Origin of the sequence: Burkholderia sp. 8Y (genome assembly GCF_902506145.1) — a bacterium.
GTDB lineage: Bacteria > Pseudomonadota > Gammaproteobacteria > Burkholderiales > Burkholderiaceae > Caballeronia.
On record NZ_LR733544.1, the window covers coordinates 66382 to 84583 of the forward strand.

The following is an 18202-nucleotide window of genomic DNA, read 5'->3' on the forward strand; positions in this document are numbered from 1 at the left end:
GGGGCAGGGTTGCTACGTGCCGGGGAGGTCATTGGCGACGCGACGTCAACGATCCCGGGGCGATAACAAGGCTACCGGCCAAGAAACGACGGCAGGACCGAAAAGAGGCGTCTTCTTGATACTCTTTCATCGCTGACTGCCTAACGCCATCGGCGCTCAGGCGGGGTCACGCGCCACCACACTCCGTCGAGGCTTGATGCCTGCGCACGGATGCGACGCATCGCCCCCCGTTTCACCATCAGCCCGCCGTCCTTCACGAACCCCATGCCTTGCAGCGCTTCAGTGGTGTAGCGCTTTCTCAGCGTCGCGTAGATGCGCGTCATGACGACTTTCCGATCGGAGGGGCGGCCACCTTCGGAGGGCAGTCGAAGCCGGTCCGCTCCCGGCGGATCACTTCAACATCCGCGCGGTTCGCCCGCACGAGAACGTCTCGCGACCCGTTTGTTTCGTCAAAGAGCCGAACGTAGGAACTGCCGCCCACGCCATGCCACACGGCGCGGGCATCGCGCGTCCCCCACTTATCAGTGGTCGGAAGCTTGCAGAACTGCACCTTCACTCCGCTCGCCGTCGCGATCGCAGCCAACTGCGTGTGTTCAGCGTCGGAGAAGACTACGACTTGACCCGGCGCCGAGCGCACGCCGAGATTGACCATTGCCAGATTTAACAAAGCGGGGCGGGTTGCTACGAGCAAACCGAAGACCGTCATCGAGAGAAAACTCACGGTCAGGCGAATGCTGGGTCGCTGTGCCGTGGTCGTGGGGACGATGAGCAGGAGGATCCCGCCGATTAGGCCAGCAGCCGCGAAAAACAACAACGTCGCGTGCATGCGCGCATCGGGCGATTGGTCTTTCAGAAGAACCAACGTGGAGCCAAACGCGAGCGTAGCAATCAACGACATGAAGACTGTTGCCCCGTTATCGACTGCGCGATGAAGCAAAGCTGCCGGCGGCTTCCCGCGCCGCTTGAGGCGGAAGTTGTTTGCGACGACGAAAAGCTTAAGCGCCCACAATGCCGCGAAGACACCGAAGCCGATTCCAATCAGCGCAATGCAGGTGAATGAGAACGCGGCGGAGGCGAGAAAGAAGGCATCGCCGAGCGACAAGCCCTCGGGCACGATGCTTTCGAAATAGCAGTAGGCGATCAACACAGCACCGCCGAGGAGGAGGACCGCTTTCCACGCGGTCGCGAAGGATGCTTGAATGACGTCGATGAGCGACTTGATCAGTTTCATCGCGTCGACGGGCTCTTTCTTGTTGGGCTCCATGGGACCTCGCTTTGGTGACGATAGCGACGCGAGTTCGTTCGCGTCATAAACCAGCCTATCGACACCATCGCGAAGTCAAGGAACCTGCCGCCGCTTCACATCCGAGAGAAGAGAGAGGAAGCTTCCGTCGCTTGGACGCGCGTCTCCGAGGGGAATAACGCGGACCGGATACCGCTCTCGTCCGGCTTCGCCTTGGACTGGAAGCGGATTGTCCGGATGCCCGCGCTCGCGAGATGCGCGTCGCGCACGGCGTCACGCGCGGCGTCGTGCGTCCGGTCATCGAGCTCGACAACGGCGACGAGCGCAAGCTGTCTGTCGTAGACCGCGTAGTCCACCCGCTTTTGCGAGATCCGTCGAAAGTCGATGGTGCGCTGCTTTCCGTTGGAGATCGGCTGGATGAGCGCTGACATCGCGACTTGCGGGAAGATCAACGCCTCGGGAAGCGCGCGACGAAGCCGCTCGAAGAACTCCTTCTCGTTGGCGGTCAGCAGGGGAACAGCCCTATATCGGGGCTTCGCGGCGACCTTGCTGGCAATGATTGCAACGATGCCAACCAATAGGGCGATGACTACGACTGGCGCGATGTGGCTTTGCATGGTCCCTCGATGCGGTTATAGGTCGCGCACGGCAAGCAAAAGGCCGGAAGCTGTGTGCCTCGCTGAAAGCCGTTTAATTTGCCGAGACGGCTCTTATAGGACGGCGGGCGGACGAATGCCGCCACGGTTCAGCCCCTGCGCCTTCGTTGTGCTTGCAGCCTTGGTGGTGAACGACCAGGTGAGATCGAGCGGACTCGTCTGCGTTCCGGTCACGCCCATCGCGGTTAGAACGCCGACGACATGCACGTTGTACGTTGAACTCGCGTTGAGCGGCTTGAAGGGAACGCACATCGCGGCGTCCGTCAGCCCGGTATCGTTGGCTGAAGTCTGAAGCTGACACGGCACGGCATTCCCGCCGCTGTCCGTGACCGCATAGCTCACGGAACTCAACTTGGAAAACATGCTCCCCTGAATGGTGATCGGATACCCGGTGTACGTCTGGTTGTACTGCGGGGCGGAGGCGAAGGGGCTTGGGATCTCGTTGACATACCAATCAGTCGGAACGTCCGTCTCGTTCGGGTACGGATAAGCGATGACTTGCGTGCCGCTGAGGGCCGAGGTCTGATCGCCGAAGTCGATGTTAAACGCCCCCCACGTCGAGCTGGAGGCGCTACCCACCCCCATACTGGCGAAATTGTCGAGCATGATGACTCGGTGATACGGCGCGTCGAACAGGCCCCTGACGCCCACCAGAGAGTCGGTGAATGCGCGTGCATCACCGGCAGACGTTACCTCGCCCCAAGTCGAATAGCTGCCTTGCGCTGAGATGCGGACTCCCGGGGATGCACCGGTAAATCCGGCCAATCCAGCCGTCTCGTTGTGGCTCAAGATCGAGTTGTCGGCAAGATAAACAGCATGGTTTTGCGACGACGTCGTCAGCCCCTTATCGACTGAGAGCGCGATCGTGTAACCGACGTTATGCCGCATGGCGTTCAGGTACGCAACACTGTCGGCGATGGGGTCTCCCGTGGCCGCAACGCTCTGCGCCGTGGATGCGGGTGGCAGGAAGCTCGCTTTCTGCGACGCGGCTGGCGTGCCACTCTGGCTCCCTGTGTTGTTTGAGCCTCCGGTGCCGTTCGAGCTTCCAGTGCTGTTCGAATCGGAGGAACCCGAGCCGCCGCCGCATGCGGCAAGCACGGCGACGGTCAAGGCCGTCAAGGCAGAAAGGCGGATGGACGGCAATGCAGCGGACGACTGTTTCAAACCAGACCTCGTTATGTTCGTGGACGCCTGAGCAGGCGTTTTCATCGTTTTTTTCTATTCACCGACCCGCCATCGACGAGCCGGTCATTACAAACCAGTGTTGTCCGAGAAGCGTCTTGTCAAGGCAGCGGAATAGCGCACCGAACTGGCGCGTTGCGGCCCACTGCGTGGCGCGCAAGCCTGCCCGGAACAGCAGGAGCATGGTGAACAGAAAGCAGCTTCTTGCGCAGCCGAAAGCGGAGGTTTTTCGCGCGCCTTTCGCTGAGAGCTGACGATCCCCGGCGACGTATCGTTTTGCTCATTTGATGGTTACGTTGACATCAAATGGGCAAGTTGCCATAATGGGCGTATGGTCATACCCATTTGGAGACTGTGATGCCTGCAACTCGATCCTCAACCAACAAGGCCACGCCAAGCGGCGCACGGGCTTCGCGGCTGGCCGCGTTTATTCAGCTCGACCCGATAGCCCAAAGCCGCGAGATCCGGCTGGGCCTGGAGCCGAACATCATCGGTCTTGTCGCTTCTGAGGTCTTGAACACCAGCATCCAATCGTTGCTTGCAAGCCTGCGTATTCCGTCCAGCACTGTGACGCGAAAGCTTGCCGCTGGCGACCGCCTGAGTAGCGGAGAGTCTGATCGCGTGTCGAGAGTCATCCTGATCCACGCGCACGCCGCTGACGTATTTGAAAGCGGCGAGCTTGCTGCAAAATGGATGCAGACTCCCCACGCGGAATTGGGCGGCGAAAGTCCCGTCTCGATGCTAGACACGCAGGCCGGGTACGATGAAGTGCAGAGAATCCTCCAGCGGATTGAGTTCGGCGTCGGTGTATGAGGCTCTTCCGTTTGGCCAAGGATAAGCCCGGAAAATATCGCGCTGACGATCTGAGCGGCAATGGCGCTGCAATAGCTGGCGGACGCTGGAATCCGGTCGGAATGCCCGCCCTGTACACGAGTCTAAATGCGGCAACGGCGGTCCTTGAGGTGCGTGTGCACGCGTCGGGCATTCCTCCGGCGGGAAACCTCTTTCTCGTGGAGCTAGAAGTCCCCGATCATCTGGTTGACGAAGGCTACGAACCAGTTCTGCCGGCAGACTGGACTGCATTGCCAATACCTGCGTCTACCGTTGACGTCGGCCGCCATTGGCTTATGGAAGGAACGTCGGTCGCGATGAAAGTGCCTTCTGTCGTGTGTCCGGCCGACTGGAACCTTATCCTCAACCCTCTTCACAGCGACTACCGCGAACTGAAAGTCATTCGTCAAGAGGCGTTTGGACTCGATCCGCGACTGTTTTGCTGAACGCAATGGGAAACATGACGCCATGGATAACCGCGACGCTTATGCCCGTCTCGTCGAGGAGCTTGGACAGCTCTTGGTTGACCATATCGAGCGGCATCACCCCGAGGCTTCGCGGTTCGCTGCGATCAAGGCGTTAGGTGCGGCAGCGAAAGCGCTTGCGATGATATATGGCCCGTCCATCGTGCCGCCTAAGAGCCACGACGAGCAACTGGAGTTGGCCTATAGGATTTTGCAGGCCGGCTTCGCAGAAAACGTCGATGTGACAGCGAAGCGCCTCGCGAATGACGAAGGACGACAGGGCGACACCTGACGCGAACTTTGCGTCTGTCAGATAGGAACCGCTGCCTAATGCAGGTTGATAAAAGCAGTTTTACGAAAGCCCAATGGGAGGCGATCGCAGTCTACGTTGAGGCACGCAAGCGAAAGAGGCGGTTCTACATGAAGGCCGGTGCTGCAGCCGTCCTCGGATGCAGCGCAGCTTTGATGAGCCGTTCAATGATGCAAGACGGGACGCTCGACGTACCCGCCTCTCTGCAATGGCTGCAGCTCGCCTTGCCTATCGTCCTGCTAATTGTGCTCGCGGTCGGAGCCGCCGCCGTTCGTGGAGCGGTCGCGGCAAGTCGAACCGACCTTCTCCGCAGCGGCGTTCCAAAGAGCCTTGTTGCAGACTTCGAGAAGTACCCCACGAACAAGTTTTAGTAATGCCGCAATGTGCCCCTTCGGTACCGGCACCCGGCGTCGCGTGGGTTTCTTTGCGAAAGATCAGTCGCTCCTTCGCATAAGGAAGAATTGAAAATGGTCGGCCGTCTTTTACTTCTGTTGGCCGCACTTTCGGCGGTTTGCTGCTTGACGGCTTGTAACACGGTGGCCGAGTTCGCACCGAATCTGCGAACGCGGTCAAACGCGTGCTCTAAATTCCGTTCGAGGGGAAAGGGAGTGCCGATTAGAAGGTGCTTCATGTTCGAGGTCCGCGAGTTTCTCGGCTGACCGATATTGCGAGCTCCCGCAAACCCACAGAACGGAAGGGGCGAAGGCACAATAATGGCCCGCTCCCGGAAGCTGTAGGCAATCCTAGTGTCCAGTCTGCACCATTACGGAGCGTTGTCTATCCCGGTTCCGGAGGTGCGCCGCTCACGCGCGGTGGGTGTTACGTCGGTATGCTGCGTTCGTCCCAAAGAAGGGATGGCTGGCTTCAAGCCTACTCATAAGCTGGGTTGCCAGTCGGCGTCCAGTCTCCTACACTGAACTTGCTTGCAGTCCGACAACGCAAAAAGAGCGAGAGATGAGACTAAGAATCGGAACATCGATATATGCGATTGTTTTCTTGCTCACCATTTTCAGCACACCGGTACGTGCTCAACAAGACCTGTCGAACCAATGCCGAATCGCCTTCGACAAGAATGTGGCTGACATCGACTTTAGCGACAAGGAGGAGTCCCTAAACGCCGCAGGCTACAGTCTGCTTTGCGACGACAAAGGGGAAAAGAAGACATTCAATGCAAGTTTCGACTTGAAGGGTGTTGAAGATGCGATCCCTTGGTTTGCAAAGGGCGGGGGCGGGAGCACTGAGGACAAGCAAGAGCACTTTTGCAACGCCGGCTATAACAATAACCAGTTCAAATCTAAGAACATCCAGTTCCACAAGACAGTAATGACGTCGAATTTGAATGCCATGCTTTCATGTTTTGCGATGGCATCAGGCGGCATGCTTATCACGCACACCTATTCGAAACCAGACCTCATCAACATCGACCTAACATTCGGCAGCAAATTCGGAAACGGGGTGCTCGAGAACGTCGCCTACAACAAGCGCGACGTCAAGTGCAGCACTAAGGATTTTAGCGATGACGGGACGCCGCAAGACATCGGTAGCGACACGCCTCGGAAGACCTTCGACAAAGATGTCTCAATAGAATGTCATCGACTGCCCGTCAAAGAGAAAGGCAAAGAGTATTTTCGTCAGGCGTCTATCACAGTGAGCGTCTTTGCGTCTAACGTCAAGGTGCCTTACTCTATTTATCTCGAACCTGATCAGCGATGGGGAATCGAGCTGCGAAGCAACTATGACGAAGCGCTGCGACAGTTGAAAGAAGAATTGGGCGATTCGAATCAAAGCTTGCTCGTTTCCCAAAGCCAGTACAAAGATGCGCAAGCCCATCTGCAAGGCGCGCAGGTGGTTAAGGCCGAACTGTTCTATGTCGGGGAGAGCGACAATGTTAATCCTGTCGCACAGCACGTCCACTGCGGTGCGGACCACAGCTTTGCGGGAACGCTAGCACAAGCAGACAAGTGGGGGAAAGATAATTGCCCCGCTGGGACAATTTCGCTGTTGATGCGACCTTCGCAGAAGGCCGACGCCGAGGGCAACATGTGTGGATACCATTTTTTCCTCAATACATGCCTGAAGAAGTAAGGCGGGATGCGGTCGCTGACGTTCCGGTTCCATCGGCAGCATTGGAAACGGTTTGGATGTTCGCCGATTCTCGGCTGCTAGAGCGACGCGATCATGCATGTGGAGCTGACCGCTGGAATGTTAATGGAAGTTGCGGCTCGACGTGGCCAAATTGCCTAGGAGTGCCGTCATGTCGACGAGTCGATTTGCGACAAGGTGCTTCACTTCGCCTTCCTTTTGCCAGACGCCATAGACGCCGAGCAGCGAAGCTCCAAGCGCCTCTTTCCTGAACTTCTCGACCAGCGACGGCCAGACGATCACGTTTATCTGGCCGGTCTCGTCTTCGAGCGTGATGAAGAGGACGCCGTTGGCGGTGCCGGGCCGCTGACGCACCGTCACAATGCCGCATGCCTTAGCAAGCCGACCGTTCGGATAGGTGGCGAGCTTCGATGCCGCGAATATCTTTTTTTCGTTGAGCCGGTCACGCAGCAACGACAGCGGGTGCCGGTTCAATGTGAGGCCGGTCGCGCGGTAGTCGCTCACAATCTCCTGCGCTTCGTTGGGCGCGGCGAGCATCGGCAGTTCTTCTTCGCGCGCCGTCGCACGCAGCAGGTCTTTATCGGGCACGGCTGCGACCGCCTGCCAGAGCGCCTCGCGCCGGTTGCCCGAGAGTGCGACCAGCGCGTTGGCGTCCGCCAGCAACTGCAAGTCGCGGCGATCGAGCCGGGCACGGTTGGCTAGGTCATTGACCGACTCGAAAGGGCGCACCGCGCGCGCCGCTTCAATGCGCGCGGCCGACTCTTCGCGCATACCGCGAATCAGCGACATGCCGAGCCGCACGGGCGCCATCGAGCCGTCGCCCTCGAGGAACGAATCCCAGTTGCTAATCGTGACGTCGATCGGCAGCACGTGGACCTTGTGGCGCTTCGCGTCCTGAACCAGTTGCGAAGGCGAGTAGAAGCCCATCGGCTGGCTGTTGAGCATCGCGCACAGGAACGCCGCCGGCTCATGACACTTCAGCCAGCAGCTTGCGTAGACGAGCAGCGCAAAGCTCGCCGCATGGCTCTCGGGGAACCCGTACTCGCCGAAGCCCCGAATCTGCGCGAAGATCGATTCGGCGAACTCCCGGTCGTATCCGCGCTCGAGCATGCCGTTGACGATGCGGTCGTAGTAGTGCTGCAAGCCGCCTTTGCGTTTCCACGCGGCCATCGCGCGCCGGAGCTGGTCAGCTTCCCCCGCAGTGAAGCCAGCGGCGAGCATGGCGACCTGCATCACCTGCTCCTGAAAGATCGGCACGCCGAGCGTGCGGGCGAGTGCGGTCTCCATCTCAGGCGAAGGGAACGACACCGGCTCCTTGCCTTGCCGTCGGCGCAGGTACGGATGGACCATGCCGCCTTGCACCGGGCCCGGCCGCACGATCGCCACTTCGATGACGAGATCGTAGAACTGACGCGGTTGAAGGCGAGGCAACATGCTCATCTGTGCCCGCGATTCGATCTGGAAGACGCCGACGGTATCGGCGCGGCAAATCATCTCGTATGTCGTCGCGTCTTCCGCTGGAATGTCTTGCAACTCGAACGGCTCGCCGCGCTGTGTCGAGATGATGTCGAGCGTGCGCCGAATCGCCGAAAGCATGCCGAGGGCGAGCACGTCGATCTTCAGAAGCCCGAGCGCCTCGAGGTCGTCCTTGTCCCATTGGATCACGCTGCGATCGATCATCGCGGCATTCTCGATTGGCACGAGCCGCGAGAGCTTGCCGCGCGCGATCACGAAGCCGCCGGTGTGCTGCGATAGATGGCGCGGAAAGTTCAGCAACTGCGAGGCGAGGCTTGCCCACTGCTGAATCATCGGCGTCGAGGTGTCGAGGCCCGACTCAACGAAGCGATTAAGCAGATCCGCGCTGGAATCAAACCAGTGGTGCGACTTGGCCACCTTGTCGACGATGATCGGATCGACGCCGAGCGCCTTGCCCGAATCCCGCAGCGCACTCTTTGGCCGGTACGTCGTGACGGCGGCCGCGAGCGCGGCGCGAGTGCGCGTGTACTTGCGGTAGATGTACTGGATAACTTCTTCGCGCCGCTGGTGCTCAAAGTCCACGTCGATATCAGGCGGCTCGCCGCGCTCTTTCGAGATGAACCGCTCGAACAGCATGGAGCTACGCGCGGGATCAACTTCGGTCACGCCCAGGCAGTAACAGACAGCGGAGTTCGCCGCCGACCCGCGCCCCTGACACAGGATGCCTTCGTTACGTGCGAAACGGACAAGGTCGTACACCGTCAGGAAGTACGGCTCGTACCGAAGCTCGGCGATGAGCGACAGTTCGTGCTCGATCTGCGTCTGCACCTTGTGCGGGATCCCTGCCGGAAAGCGTCGATGCGCACCGATGTACGTTTCCTGCCGCAGATAGGCGGTGGGCGTGGTGCCCTCGGGGATCAACTCGTCCGGGTATTCGTAGCGCAGTTCATCCAACGAAAAGGTGCAGCGACTCGCGATCGTCAGCGTCTCGGCGAGCGCCCGCGCCGGGTACAGGTTCGAGAGCCGCAGTCGCGCGCGTAGATGCTGCTCGGCGTTCTGCGCGAGTTCGAAGCCGCACTCCGCGATGGAGCGGTTCAGGCGCACGGCGGTGAGCGTGTCCTGCAACGGCTTGCGCGAGCGCACGTGCATCGTCACCGCGCCCGTTGCAACCACCGGCACGCCATGACGGTCAGCCACGTATTCGACGATGCCCCGGTGTATGTCGTCCATCGCGCGCGCGTGCAATGTGAGCGCGACCCAGCAGCGGCCCTCGAAAGTGCGCGCGAGCCATTCGACCTGCGCGTCGAGCCGTTCCTCCTTCGCGGGGTACTCGGGCGACAGAATGACGAGACAGTCGGGCAAGCCCTTCAGGTGGTCGTATGGCGCTTCCGGCCGCGCCAAGTCATTGGGCGACAGCAGGTACGTGCCCTTCGCTGTGCGCGTTCGCGCAAGCGTGATGAGTTCCGACAGGTTCCCGTAGCCATTGCGGTTCATCGCGAGCGCGGTGAAGGCGAGGGCAGGCGTGCCGTCGGCGTTCGTCAACTGGAAGTGCGCGCCGACGATCAGGCGGATGTTCGCTTCTTTGGCGGCGACGTGCGCGCGCACGATACCGGCGAGCGAGCATTCGTCGGTAATAGCAATCGCGAGGTAGCCGAGCTGCTCTGCGCGCAGGATCAGTTCTTCGGCGTGCGAGGCGCCGCGCAGGAACGTGAAGTTGGAGAAGCAGTGCAACTCGGCATAGCCGGGCAGCATCGACGAAAACGCGTCCATCGCATCACCCGAACAGGCCGTGCAAGAACCAGCGAGGGTCCTCGTCGTCGCGGCTGCCGACGCGCTCGCGGTAGATCCAGTAGCAGGTGTGGTCGTCGGCTTCCGCGACGAAGTAGTCGCGTGTGACGAGCTCGCCGCCCCACCAACCGGCTTCGACCCGCTCGCCGGGGGAGACCGTGCGCAGCGGACTGCCGTAGAACGGACGGTGCTGGCGCGTCATCAACTGGACAGGCGTCTCAAGCAGCCAAGACGGACGCGGTTGATCGCCGGGCAGTGCGCAGCCTTTGATGTCGCTCGTGACCGGTACCCAGTTCGCGACGATCTCCGGCCGATGGTCAGCGACGGGCGCTGCGCGCAACACGTTCTCGTGGCCAAGGCGCGCGACGAGCAATTCCATCAACCGGTTATGGTCGGCGGCACTGCCGCCCGGCTCCGGAAAGAGGGTATCGGAAGGCGGTGCCGCCGCTTCAACGTCATTCACTTCGACGCGCACGGCGATGACCGCGGCCGCCAGTTCGACGCGGCCGAGCCGCTCCTTCAGCAATCGCGTCAGGTGCTCTTCGTGCCACGTCGGCTCTGCGAGCGCGACGTCAATCTTCGTTGGAGGCAACGCCGCGCGCCCGCGTTCGTGCTCGAGCTCAATCGAGAAGCGGGTGAGCGCCAACTGCTTGCTGGCAAGCCAGCCGGTCAATTGGACGATGAGCCGTCGCGCCACAAAGAGGACGGCTTCGGCGTGCTCGACGCGGTCCGGCAATTCGATGCGTGCATTGAAGGAGGGCGGCGTCTGGACCCATTCGTACAGTTCTGGCGCTTCGCCGACCGCGCGATCGAGCGTGTCGAGAAGCGCCACACCGCAGCGTTTCTTGAGGCCCGCGCGCGGCAAGCGCCGCAGGTCGGCGACGCTCGTGCATCCGAGACCTTCAAACCAGTCGGCGTAGCGCCGGGCTTCCAGCACCAGCAAGGCAGGCAAGCGAGGCAACTGGCGCATCAACGAGCGAATGGACAGGCGGTGGCCGCCGCGATAGCGCGCCATCAGCCACGCGCTCTGGCCGGTGGGCGCGACGCTCATTCGAACGGTAAAGCCGAACGCGGCGAGCGAGGCGCGGATCGCGCGGCGCAGTGCGCGCACGCCACCAAACAGGCGCAAGCTCGCCGACACATCAACGAGAACGGTTTGCTCCTCAGCGATCGATACCTGCGGGCTGAACTGCATCAAGGCCGTGGCGACATCGGCGACGGCCTGCTGCTCCTTGAATTCGTCCTTGTCGTGGATGCGCGCGTCCGGCGCGAGCGTGAGGACGCCGCCCTTGCGCATGCCCATCCGGACACCGGCCTCGTGCGCCGCATGATCGAGTGCGACCACACGCTCATGGTCGAGCACAACCAAACCGGCCTCACTCGTGGACGACCAGTTCGGCTGGAAGACTTCTCGGCTGAGGTGCGGCAGATATACGCCGATCCACACTTGCATGGCGATTCAACAGGATAGGCGAATGGGTCAATCCAACGACAAGCGGCTCATCACGCGCAGGGCCGCGGCGCTTCACGAACTCCAATGAAACGCTGTCGCGCGCAGGGCGCACAGCAATGCGAAGCGGGGCAGGTGACGTATCGCTCGCTGCAGCGAGCGGCCGGACCATGAAGAACAACGACTCGCTCGTCTGCGCGGCGAGGTGCAGGCGGCGTAGCGCTTCCGGTCGCACATGCGTTTGCCAGAAGATCAGCGCGCCGAACGTTCCCGCACGAAGAATTTGCTCGCCAGCCCACAGCGCATCGGCGGTCTTGTTGGCGCGCACGACGTTGATCGACGTTTCAGGCAAACCCCAGTAGGCCGCTGCTTCGGGCTGGAAGCGGTGCGGTGGTTGGAGGAAGGCAATGCGCCGTTGGGCGATCGTCTTCAACGCAGGCAACAGCAATCGCATTTCGCCGACGCCTGGCTGCTGTACCAGCAAATCGGTCAGTGCGCCCTTGGGCCAACCGCCGCCCGGCAATTCGCCCGCGAGGTTCTCGAAACCACACGGCACAACGTTCACGCGTGCGGAGGCCAGTTGCGAGCCGCGCCAAATCGATGGGTGAATATCTTCGAGGGCTAACGCTCCCATGTCGAACCCCGTACTGTATGTTTGTACAGTAGTCTACACCGTCGCAGCGGCCCTTTAGGTCAACCATATCTATCCGACAAAAGTAAGCGCTGGTAACACTGTCGCGCAGTAGCCGCGGTAAAAGCGTTACGCGGCAACTGTTACCTGAACGGCGTCTCGCTCTGTGACCGCATAAACGCGGCAAATCATGCGGGGACTAAGCATCGTTTTAGTTGGAAAGGCGCGATTGACGCGTCCGTCGCGCAAATCCTGATTTCATCGTCCTGTTAGGCTAACGATTGCGGCGGCGAATTTCAGCGTGGCAAAGGTTTGCGACTGTAACTTTTTGTTGCAGAGCCAAGGTTTTGAACTGACAATTCGCTCGCGCTGTTGCTCAAGGCGCTCCCGACGCTCAATGGTCACAGCCACTTCGGTACGCCAGCCATGACACACGCCAGCCACGACCTTGCTTCCATCCGCGAGTTGAACCTGTCTTATCTGACGCTCGCGCGGCGCGTGTTGGCATCGGACCGCGAGGCCGCACGGGCGCACCTCGGGCTGTCGGCCGAAATCGCCGACACGCTCCTCAAGCTCACACCGGCACAGGCGGACAAGCTCGCGTCGTCTTCGCAACTGCTGTGCTTCTTCCGCATGAGCGCGGACGAAATGCTCGGTGGTCTCGCAAGCCGCAGCGTCGATGCGACCGCAAGCGCCGTGTCCGATCAAGTCCTGCTTGCTGCCTGACCATGAGCACGATCACGTCTTCTAAGAGTCTCGCGGACGAAGCCGCCCAGGTGCTGCGCGCAATTACGCTGATCAAGCTCGGCGCGCGCATGCAAGTGCTTGAATCCGAATTTCCGAAACTCTCGCGCGACCGTCTGATTCGTCTCTATCGCGAGGTGAAGGGCGCGTCTCCGCCCAAGGGCATGCTGCCGTTCTCGGAAGACTGGTACCTGACGTGGGGCCCGAACATCCACGCCTCGATGTTTGCCAACGTCTATGCGTTCCTCGAAGCAAACAGCAAGGACCTCGATCGCGTGGATCTGCTGAGCCGGGCCTACTCTTTGTACGCCGAGCACTTCACACTCAACGGCGAGGCACTGCAGATGGATCTGACGCGCGCTTGGACGTTTGTGCGGTTCAAGGAAGCGGGGATTCTGCGTCTCGCGGGCTGCACGCGCTGCCGTGGCAAGTTCGTCGCACACGCCCACGAACCGGCGCACGGTATGGTCTGCGGGATTTGTCAGCCGCCGTCCCGAGCGGGCAAGACGAAAGCCAAAGCGGCGCGCGAGGAGGCCGCGTTGCAGCAGGCGGCTTGATGCAGTAGTCGGTCGACCGAAGCAGATTCTTGCCTCCTTAAGTTTCAACCTTCCGTGCCGTAATAGCCGAAGTACCGAAGGTCGAGAACAAGAGAGGAGAAGGATGAAACGACTGTTGGCGATTGGAGCCTTAGCTTCCCTGGCCGGATGCGCAAACGGCTTCTCCCAGTACTACCACGGGATGACTCGGGAAGAGATAGTGGCCCGAAGCGGCCCGAGGTCTGACTCGACCCCGAAGGTGCTCTATTCAAGCAACGTCCGGTCGGAGAGTGAGCGACTCGCAGAGAACAACTTCGCGCTTGTAGGAGAGTCGTCGTTTCAGGCACAGCAAACGCGGCGAGCCGAGGCCAACGCAATCGAACAAGGCAAGACCATCGGTGCGGACGTAATCGTGCTTTCTGTGCGTGACGCGGGCAGCGAGACAGTGTCCATGCCGCTGACGATGCCGACGACTTCAACATCCGTGTCGACCTTCAACGGCTCAGCCTTCGGATCCCGTGGTGTAACCAGTGTTATGGGCTCAGCGACCACCACGTCCTACGGAACGGCGACGACGTTTGTTCCGGTCACAGTCCGGCGAGCCGACTACTACGCAGGTTACTGGGTCAAAGCAAAGACGCCTGTGATGGGAATCCACATCGTCCCGCTCAGTCCTGAAGAGCACAAGAAAATCGGGACGAACGCGGGCGCGCTGATCAACACTGTTGTGATTGGATCACCTGCGTACATCGCAGACATTTTCAAGGGCGATTACCTGATGGCGATAGGTGACGTCTCAATCAGTAGTGGTGCTGACCTTCAACGCGCTATTGCAAAGTACGCTGGTGCCGCCGTTCCTGTCCAACTCGTTCGGGACGGGCAGCGTCTCACAAAGAACGTCGCAATGGCGACACCTTGAGCTTACGGGCAAGGACGTTTGCCCGATCGAAATCAAGCCCCGCCTCAGCGTCTATCGCCCTGCGTAGGCCGGCCGCGCTACTACGTTCCTACCCGACAACCGTCGAGCATCTTTTCTACTTCCTCGAGGTCCGGCAACGGCGGCCACGGCCAGGCCTTCGTCGCCCAAGCAGGAAGCTCTGCTGCGCGAACGAAGCCAAACTCCTCTGGCTCAATCCAGATCCAGTTGAATGTCTCGTCGAGGATCTGCTGCATGTAGGCGACGTGATCAAGACGCATCGACCACCATGCCCGTCCGATTCGGTCCTCGCCGGCGAGAACCGTGCGTGCATCGAGATCCAGCACGAACCGATGCTTCATATACGGCTCGCTCGCCCATAGCGATTCCCACTCGCCGACCGCATATCGCTGTATTACTCCTGCCAAATGTGTCCCCATTGATGGTTTTCCGGCGAGTACACGGCTAAGGCGACGATCTCGCTGAGACCGAATGATGGATTTCGACGCTTTGCTGCGACGAATCGGTCAACGAGTGATGGCGCAACTCTCAGCCTGCACATGGCCTTGAGTTCTTGAAAGTCGAACAGGCCGATCATGGCAGGCCGATTTGCGACGAGAGCGCTAATCTCGTGCGACAGGACCGTTTCCCGGAGGTCTGGCAGGTTGTGCTTAGCCATCGCGTCCTCGAGGACCGCCCGACGCGCGAGACGGCGTTCGCCGTCGGTAGCGAATTTTTTGGAATCCAACGCCAGCAGTGCGAGGTTGATCTCGTCACCGGCAGCGAGCAATTCGGAGAGCACTGGTTCTTGTAGCATGGCGATGAGCGTCTTAGGGGAGACCCTATTAGCGGCTGCAAACGGGCGTTCTTAAGAGGGTGCGCGCCTCTAATCAGCCGCGCAACAATTGCGTGAGCCATGGCTCCGCAGGCTGCCCTGCATCGACGTCAACGAAGAGGGCGACGCTGCCGCCGACGATGTCGCGCGACGCGAGAGCAACGACAGGCCGCTTCCACGGCTCCTCGGGCGACGGGCGTGCTGGGAACTCTGCGGCGTTGAAATTTAGTGGATATTCCCTGAACGCGCCTTCGGTCTCGACCACGAGGCGCGTTCGGTCTATGCGGACCCGACGAAGCTCGGTCTCGACGATGCGTCCGACGGCCACGTCGAACTCTCGTTCCTTCTCGAGCAGATACGGCTGGCCCCCTGCCTGGCGACGCAGATGAATCACGACGGAGACCTTGGTCTCCCGCTCGATCAGAACAAGTCAATATCGCGCGACGCGTGCTTCCCGTTGTTCGTTGGAGAAGATGATGTCTTTGAATTCGCCTCGGTAGGCCATAGTCGCTCCGCAAGCTGCCGAGACCGTATTGTCTCGACCCTTCATTGAGCCTACTGAGTGGCCGCGAAGTCAAGGGACGGTGAAGTATCGGATGTGGGAGGTGCGGACCGTCCATAATTGGGGCCCAGGATCATTCCCAACGGGCACCAGACCGCAAATGGACAGTCATTCGTCTAACCAAAACAAGCGCGATCCAGAGGGGACTCGACGCCGCATTCTCGAAGCGGCGGTGGACCCAGTTCTCAAAGTGCGGGCTCGCCGGCGCGCGAGTCGATGCCATCGCCGAGGTGGCGGGCTCCAACGAGCGGATGCTCTACTACTACTTCGGGAGCAAGGAGTTGCTCTACGTCGCGGCGTTGGAGTCCATGTATGCGGACTATGCGAAGAAGGAGGCTGCCCTAGACCTTACCGGTCAAGAGCCTCCTGAGGCAATAGCAACGCTGGCCAAGTCCATTTGGGCGCACCTGTGGGACAACCCGCAATGGCTGGGCTTGATCAATAACGAGAACTTCCATAAAGGCCGGTATCTAAAGATGTCTGGGAAGCTCGGCGCGACGATCTCGCCCCTCGTTGAAGTAGTCAGATCAACCCTCGAGCGCGGGGCCGCTGCCGGGCAGTTTCGCACCGGCGTTGACCCGCTCGACTTCTATGTCACTCTCGTCGGGATGGGCTACTACATCGCCTCCAATCGCTTTACGCTGCACGCGTTTACCGGCAGAGACTATATGGAGCCCGCGGACAGGGAGCGAATGTCTGCGATGCATCTTGAGTTGCTGCTGGCGTATCTCCGTCCACAAGCGAGCGAGCAGCAGCGTTAGTGAACCCGATCGCAGCCTTCGTGGACTCCGGGTGGCGCGTCTTGGCCTTCCGTCAGGAGCCAACCAAGTGCCGCCGGTCGCCTGACAGTCATTCGTGCGTTCCGGAGTCTACAGCCTAGGAAACGAGCGCCGAAGCTTCGACGTCCGCCATCTTCCCGAGTTCATCTCGGCGCATGTCACAAGCCCGCCTTATCATCGCGCCTTGGGTGATCCAGAGTGTCAGCGAGACAATCGCCAGGCTGCCAAGAGCGACGAACGCCGTCGGATAACCGAAACGGCTGGCAAGCCATCCGCCGAGCAGTGGACTCAGGCAACTGCCCGCTGCTTCCATGCTTCTCACTGCGCCCTGCCCAAGGTTCACTCGCCCGCTTCCGTGCAAAAGGTGGACGACGAGCGCCGGTATCGCAACGCCTTGAAGGCCTGCGCCCACCCCATCCAAGATTTGCACAGGCACGATGCCCCATGTCGTCGTAAATGCAGCCGCAGCCAATGCCCGAAGCGGAAGCGTCAGCAGCGTCACGAGTATGACCCACCAAAATCCCCAGCGCCGAATGATGCGGCTCGCATACACAGCCGTGACCAGCATCACGATTTGCGAGACGATGATGTTGGCCGCCGTAATCTGGCTGGCGTTGCCGTGATGAGCCGCTGCCTGTGCGAGACTGTAGAGCGGCAGCATCGCGGAATTACCGAGACCGAAGCCCGCCAGCACGATGGCAAGCAACAGGAGCGGACGCGACTGCAGCAACACGCGAATGCTTTCTGCGCGCGCTTGCGACGGGTTCTCGTCATCCTGATGCGCGAGCCCCCGCGCATGATGCCGATGCACCGCGCTAGCGGGAATCAGCAGCACGGACGCGATGCACGCCAGCGCAAACGCCGCACACAGCGCAAACACCCAAGCCGTGCCGAGCCACCAGCCGAGCGCGCCTGACAATGCGGCCGCTGCCATATTTCCCGCGTGATTTGCAACCTGGGTCCGGCCGTAGAGGCGGTCAAAGTTTCCTCTGCCGCCAACTCCAAGCGTGAGTCCCGTCAACGCGATGCCCATTAGCGAGCCTGCAACCGCCGTCGCGATTTGCGACAGGGTGATTGGCCAAAACCCACGCGAGAGCCAGAAGACGCACGCGGCCGCGACCGTCAGTGCGCTCGCACCGACCACCACCGAACGCCGATGAGACGTCGCATCGACCAACGCCCCCGCCGGAGCGGTTACGAGCACGCCTACGATAGCGCCTAACGTCAGCGCTGTGCCAATCAAGTCGGCACTCCATCCGTGCTCTTGCAGGTAGATGGCCAAGAATGGGCCTGCGCCTGCTTGCACATCCGCTGCAAAGAAACTAACTGCGAATAACGGGGTGCTTGCCTTGCTCTGTCTTTCTTGCATGTCGTTTGCGGATTCGAGACCGCCGGCATTTTCCAATCAATGAGCCGTGACGACCGCATGATGCATACCTGCGTTGGACTCAAGTGCGCAAATCCGTCATTGCCGAGCTCTTGGCGACTGTTATGCGACACGGCGATGTATCAAGCGAAGCGCCGGTGGGGGCTATCGGTTCAGTGAAACGGAGTCTGCAATGGCGCTTGAATAGCGGCTTAGTGCGTCAATTACCGGGGGCGCTCGACCGAGGGGTGGGTGGACAGATTTACCTTGCGCAGGCATCGATTGATGCAGATTGGTGCGACGTGGCATCAAGCATTGCAGTGGCGATGA

At 60.5% G+C, this 18202-nt stretch carries 19 protein-coding genes and 1 pseudogene; 9 read left to right on the top strand and 11 right to left on the bottom strand.

Going from position 1 to position 18202, the window contains the following annotated elements; translation table 11 throughout:
* Positions 1-140 precede the first annotated feature (140 nt).
* The 4 genes from GV035_RS27370 to GV035_RS27385 all read right to left on the bottom strand — a co-directional run bounded on the left by GV035_RS27370 (position 141) and on the right by GV035_RS27385 (position 3063).
* Positions 141-323, bottom strand: a complete 183-nt coding sequence (locus tag GV035_RS27370) for a hypothetical protein (protein ID WP_159838975.1) — start codon at positions 321-323, stop codon at positions 141-143.
* The gene (locus GV035_RS27375) at positions 320-1264 is read right to left on the bottom strand and encodes a hypothetical protein (RefSeq protein ID WP_159838977.1); all 945 of its coding nucleotides are present in this window, start codon (positions 1262-1264) and stop codon (positions 320-322) included. Before GV035_RS27375 ends, GV035_RS27370 begins: the two co-directional genes overlap by 4 nt.
* Before the next feature lie 95 nt (positions 1265-1359).
* Complete coding sequence (locus GV035_RS27380; RefSeq protein ID WP_159838979.1) at positions 1360-1860, bottom strand: DUF2726 domain-containing protein; 501 nt, start codon at positions 1858-1860, stop codon at positions 1360-1362.
* 93 nt (positions 1861-1953) lie between these two features.
* On the bottom strand, positions 1954-3063 hold the full coding sequence (locus GV035_RS27385; RefSeq protein WP_159838981.1) for a CAP domain-containing protein: 1110 nt from the start codon (positions 3061-3063) through the stop codon (positions 1954-1956).
* Positions 3064-3438: 375 nt separating this feature from the next.
* Here GV035_RS27385 and parS point away from each other — a divergent pair, with 375 nt between their 5' ends.
* The 5 genes from parS (at position 3439) to GV035_RS27410 (ending at position 6771) form a co-directional block, all read left to right on the top strand.
* On the top strand, positions 3439-3894 hold the full coding sequence (gene parS / locus GV035_RS27390; RefSeq protein WP_159838983.1) for a type II RES/Xre toxin-antitoxin system antitoxin: 456 nt from the start codon (positions 3439-3441) through the stop codon (positions 3892-3894).
* Positions 3891-4358, top strand: coding sequence for an RES family NAD+ phosphorylase (locus tag GV035_RS27395; protein ID WP_159838985.1), 468 nt, complete (start codon positions 3891-3893; stop codon positions 4356-4358). Before parS ends, GV035_RS27395 begins: the two co-directional genes overlap by 4 nt.
* Before the next feature lie 22 nt (positions 4359-4380).
* Entirely contained in the window at positions 4381-4668 is a 288-nt protein-coding gene (locus GV035_RS27400; protein WP_159838987.1) for a hypothetical protein, read from the top strand.
* 38 nt (positions 4669-4706) lie between these two features.
* Positions 4707-5057 carry a hypothetical protein gene (locus tag GV035_RS27405; RefSeq protein WP_159838989.1) on the top strand — a complete coding sequence of 117 codons (351 nt, stop codon included), beginning with the start codon at positions 4707-4709 and terminating at the stop codon, positions 5055-5057.
* 583 nt (positions 5058-5640) lie between these two features.
* On the top strand, positions 5641-6771 hold the full coding sequence (locus GV035_RS27410) for a hypothetical protein (protein WP_159838991.1): 1131 nt from the start codon (positions 5641-5643) through the stop codon (positions 6769-6771).
* A gap of 120 nt (positions 6772-6891) precedes the next feature.
* Here GV035_RS27410 and GV035_RS27415 read toward each other — a convergent pair whose 3' ends face one another.
* From GV035_RS27415 to imuA, 3 genes are read right to left on the bottom strand one after another with little or no spacing between them, the layout of a single operon-like run.
* A complete protein-coding gene (locus tag GV035_RS27415; RefSeq protein WP_159838993.1) occupies positions 6892-10035 on the bottom strand; it encodes an error-prone DNA polymerase in 3144 nt (1047 codons plus the stop codon).
* Positions 10036-10039: 4 nt separating this feature from the next.
* Complete coding sequence (locus tag GV035_RS27420; RefSeq protein WP_159838995.1) at positions 10040-11506, bottom strand: Y-family DNA polymerase; 1467 nt, start codon at positions 11504-11506, stop codon at positions 10040-10042.
* Positions 11430-12137 (bottom strand): translesion DNA synthesis-associated protein ImuA, encoded by a 708-nt coding sequence (gene imuA, locus GV035_RS27425; protein ID WP_159838997.1) that lies wholly within the window; start codon positions 12135-12137, stop codon positions 11430-11432. The genes GV035_RS27420 and imuA overlap by 77 nt, the downstream gene beginning before the upstream one ends.
* 423 nt (positions 12138-12560) lie before the next feature.
* Between imuA and GV035_RS27430 the strand changes: the two genes are divergently transcribed.
* The 3 genes from GV035_RS27430 to GV035_RS27440 all read left to right on the top strand — a co-directional run bounded on the left by GV035_RS27430 (position 12561) and on the right by GV035_RS27440 (position 14333).
* Positions 12561-12860, top strand: coding sequence for a flagellar transcriptional regulator FlhD (locus GV035_RS27430; RefSeq protein WP_159838999.1), 300 nt, complete (start codon positions 12561-12563; stop codon positions 12858-12860).
* A 2-nt stretch (positions 12861-12862) separates the two neighbouring features.
* Positions 12863-13435: a flagellar transcriptional regulator FlhC gene (gene flhC / locus GV035_RS27435; RefSeq protein ID WP_159839001.1), complete on the top strand. Its 573-nt coding sequence runs from the start codon at positions 12863-12865 to the stop codon at positions 13433-13435.
* A gap of 103 nt (positions 13436-13538) precedes the next feature.
* Positions 13539-14333, top strand: a complete 795-nt coding sequence (locus GV035_RS27440; protein WP_159839003.1) for a PDZ domain-containing protein — start codon at positions 13539-13541, stop codon at positions 14331-14333.
* 80 nt (positions 14334-14413) lie between these two features.
* Here GV035_RS27440 and GV035_RS27445 read toward each other — a convergent pair whose 3' ends face one another.
* The 3 genes from GV035_RS27445 to GV035_RS27455 all read right to left on the bottom strand — a co-directional run bounded on the left by GV035_RS27445 (position 14414) and on the right by GV035_RS27455 (position 15559).
* A complete protein-coding gene (locus GV035_RS27445) occupies positions 14414-14692 on the bottom strand; it encodes a hypothetical protein (protein ID WP_159839005.1) in 279 nt (92 codons plus the stop codon).
* A gap of 53 nt (positions 14693-14745) precedes the next feature.
* The gene (locus tag GV035_RS27450) at positions 14746-15147 is read right to left on the bottom strand and encodes a hypothetical protein (protein WP_159839007.1); all 402 of its coding nucleotides are present in this window, start codon (positions 15145-15147) and stop codon (positions 14746-14748) included.
* A gap of 73 nt (positions 15148-15220) precedes the next feature.
* A complete protein-coding gene (locus GV035_RS27455) occupies positions 15221-15559 on the bottom strand; it encodes a hypothetical protein (RefSeq protein ID WP_159839009.1) in 339 nt (112 codons plus the stop codon).
* A 268-nt stretch (positions 15560-15827) separates the two neighbouring features.
* Between GV035_RS27455 and GV035_RS27460 the strand changes: the two are divergent.
* Positions 15828-16488, top strand: a pseudogene (locus tag GV035_RS27460) (TetR family transcriptional regulator).
* 115 nt (positions 16489-16603) lie between these two features.
* Here the strand turns inward: GV035_RS27460 and GV035_RS27465 are convergent.
* On the bottom strand, positions 16604-17875 hold the full coding sequence (locus tag GV035_RS27465; RefSeq protein ID WP_159839039.1) for an MFS transporter: 1272 nt from the start codon (positions 17873-17875) through the stop codon (positions 16604-16606).
* Between the last annotated feature and the right edge of the window lie 327 nt (positions 17876-18202).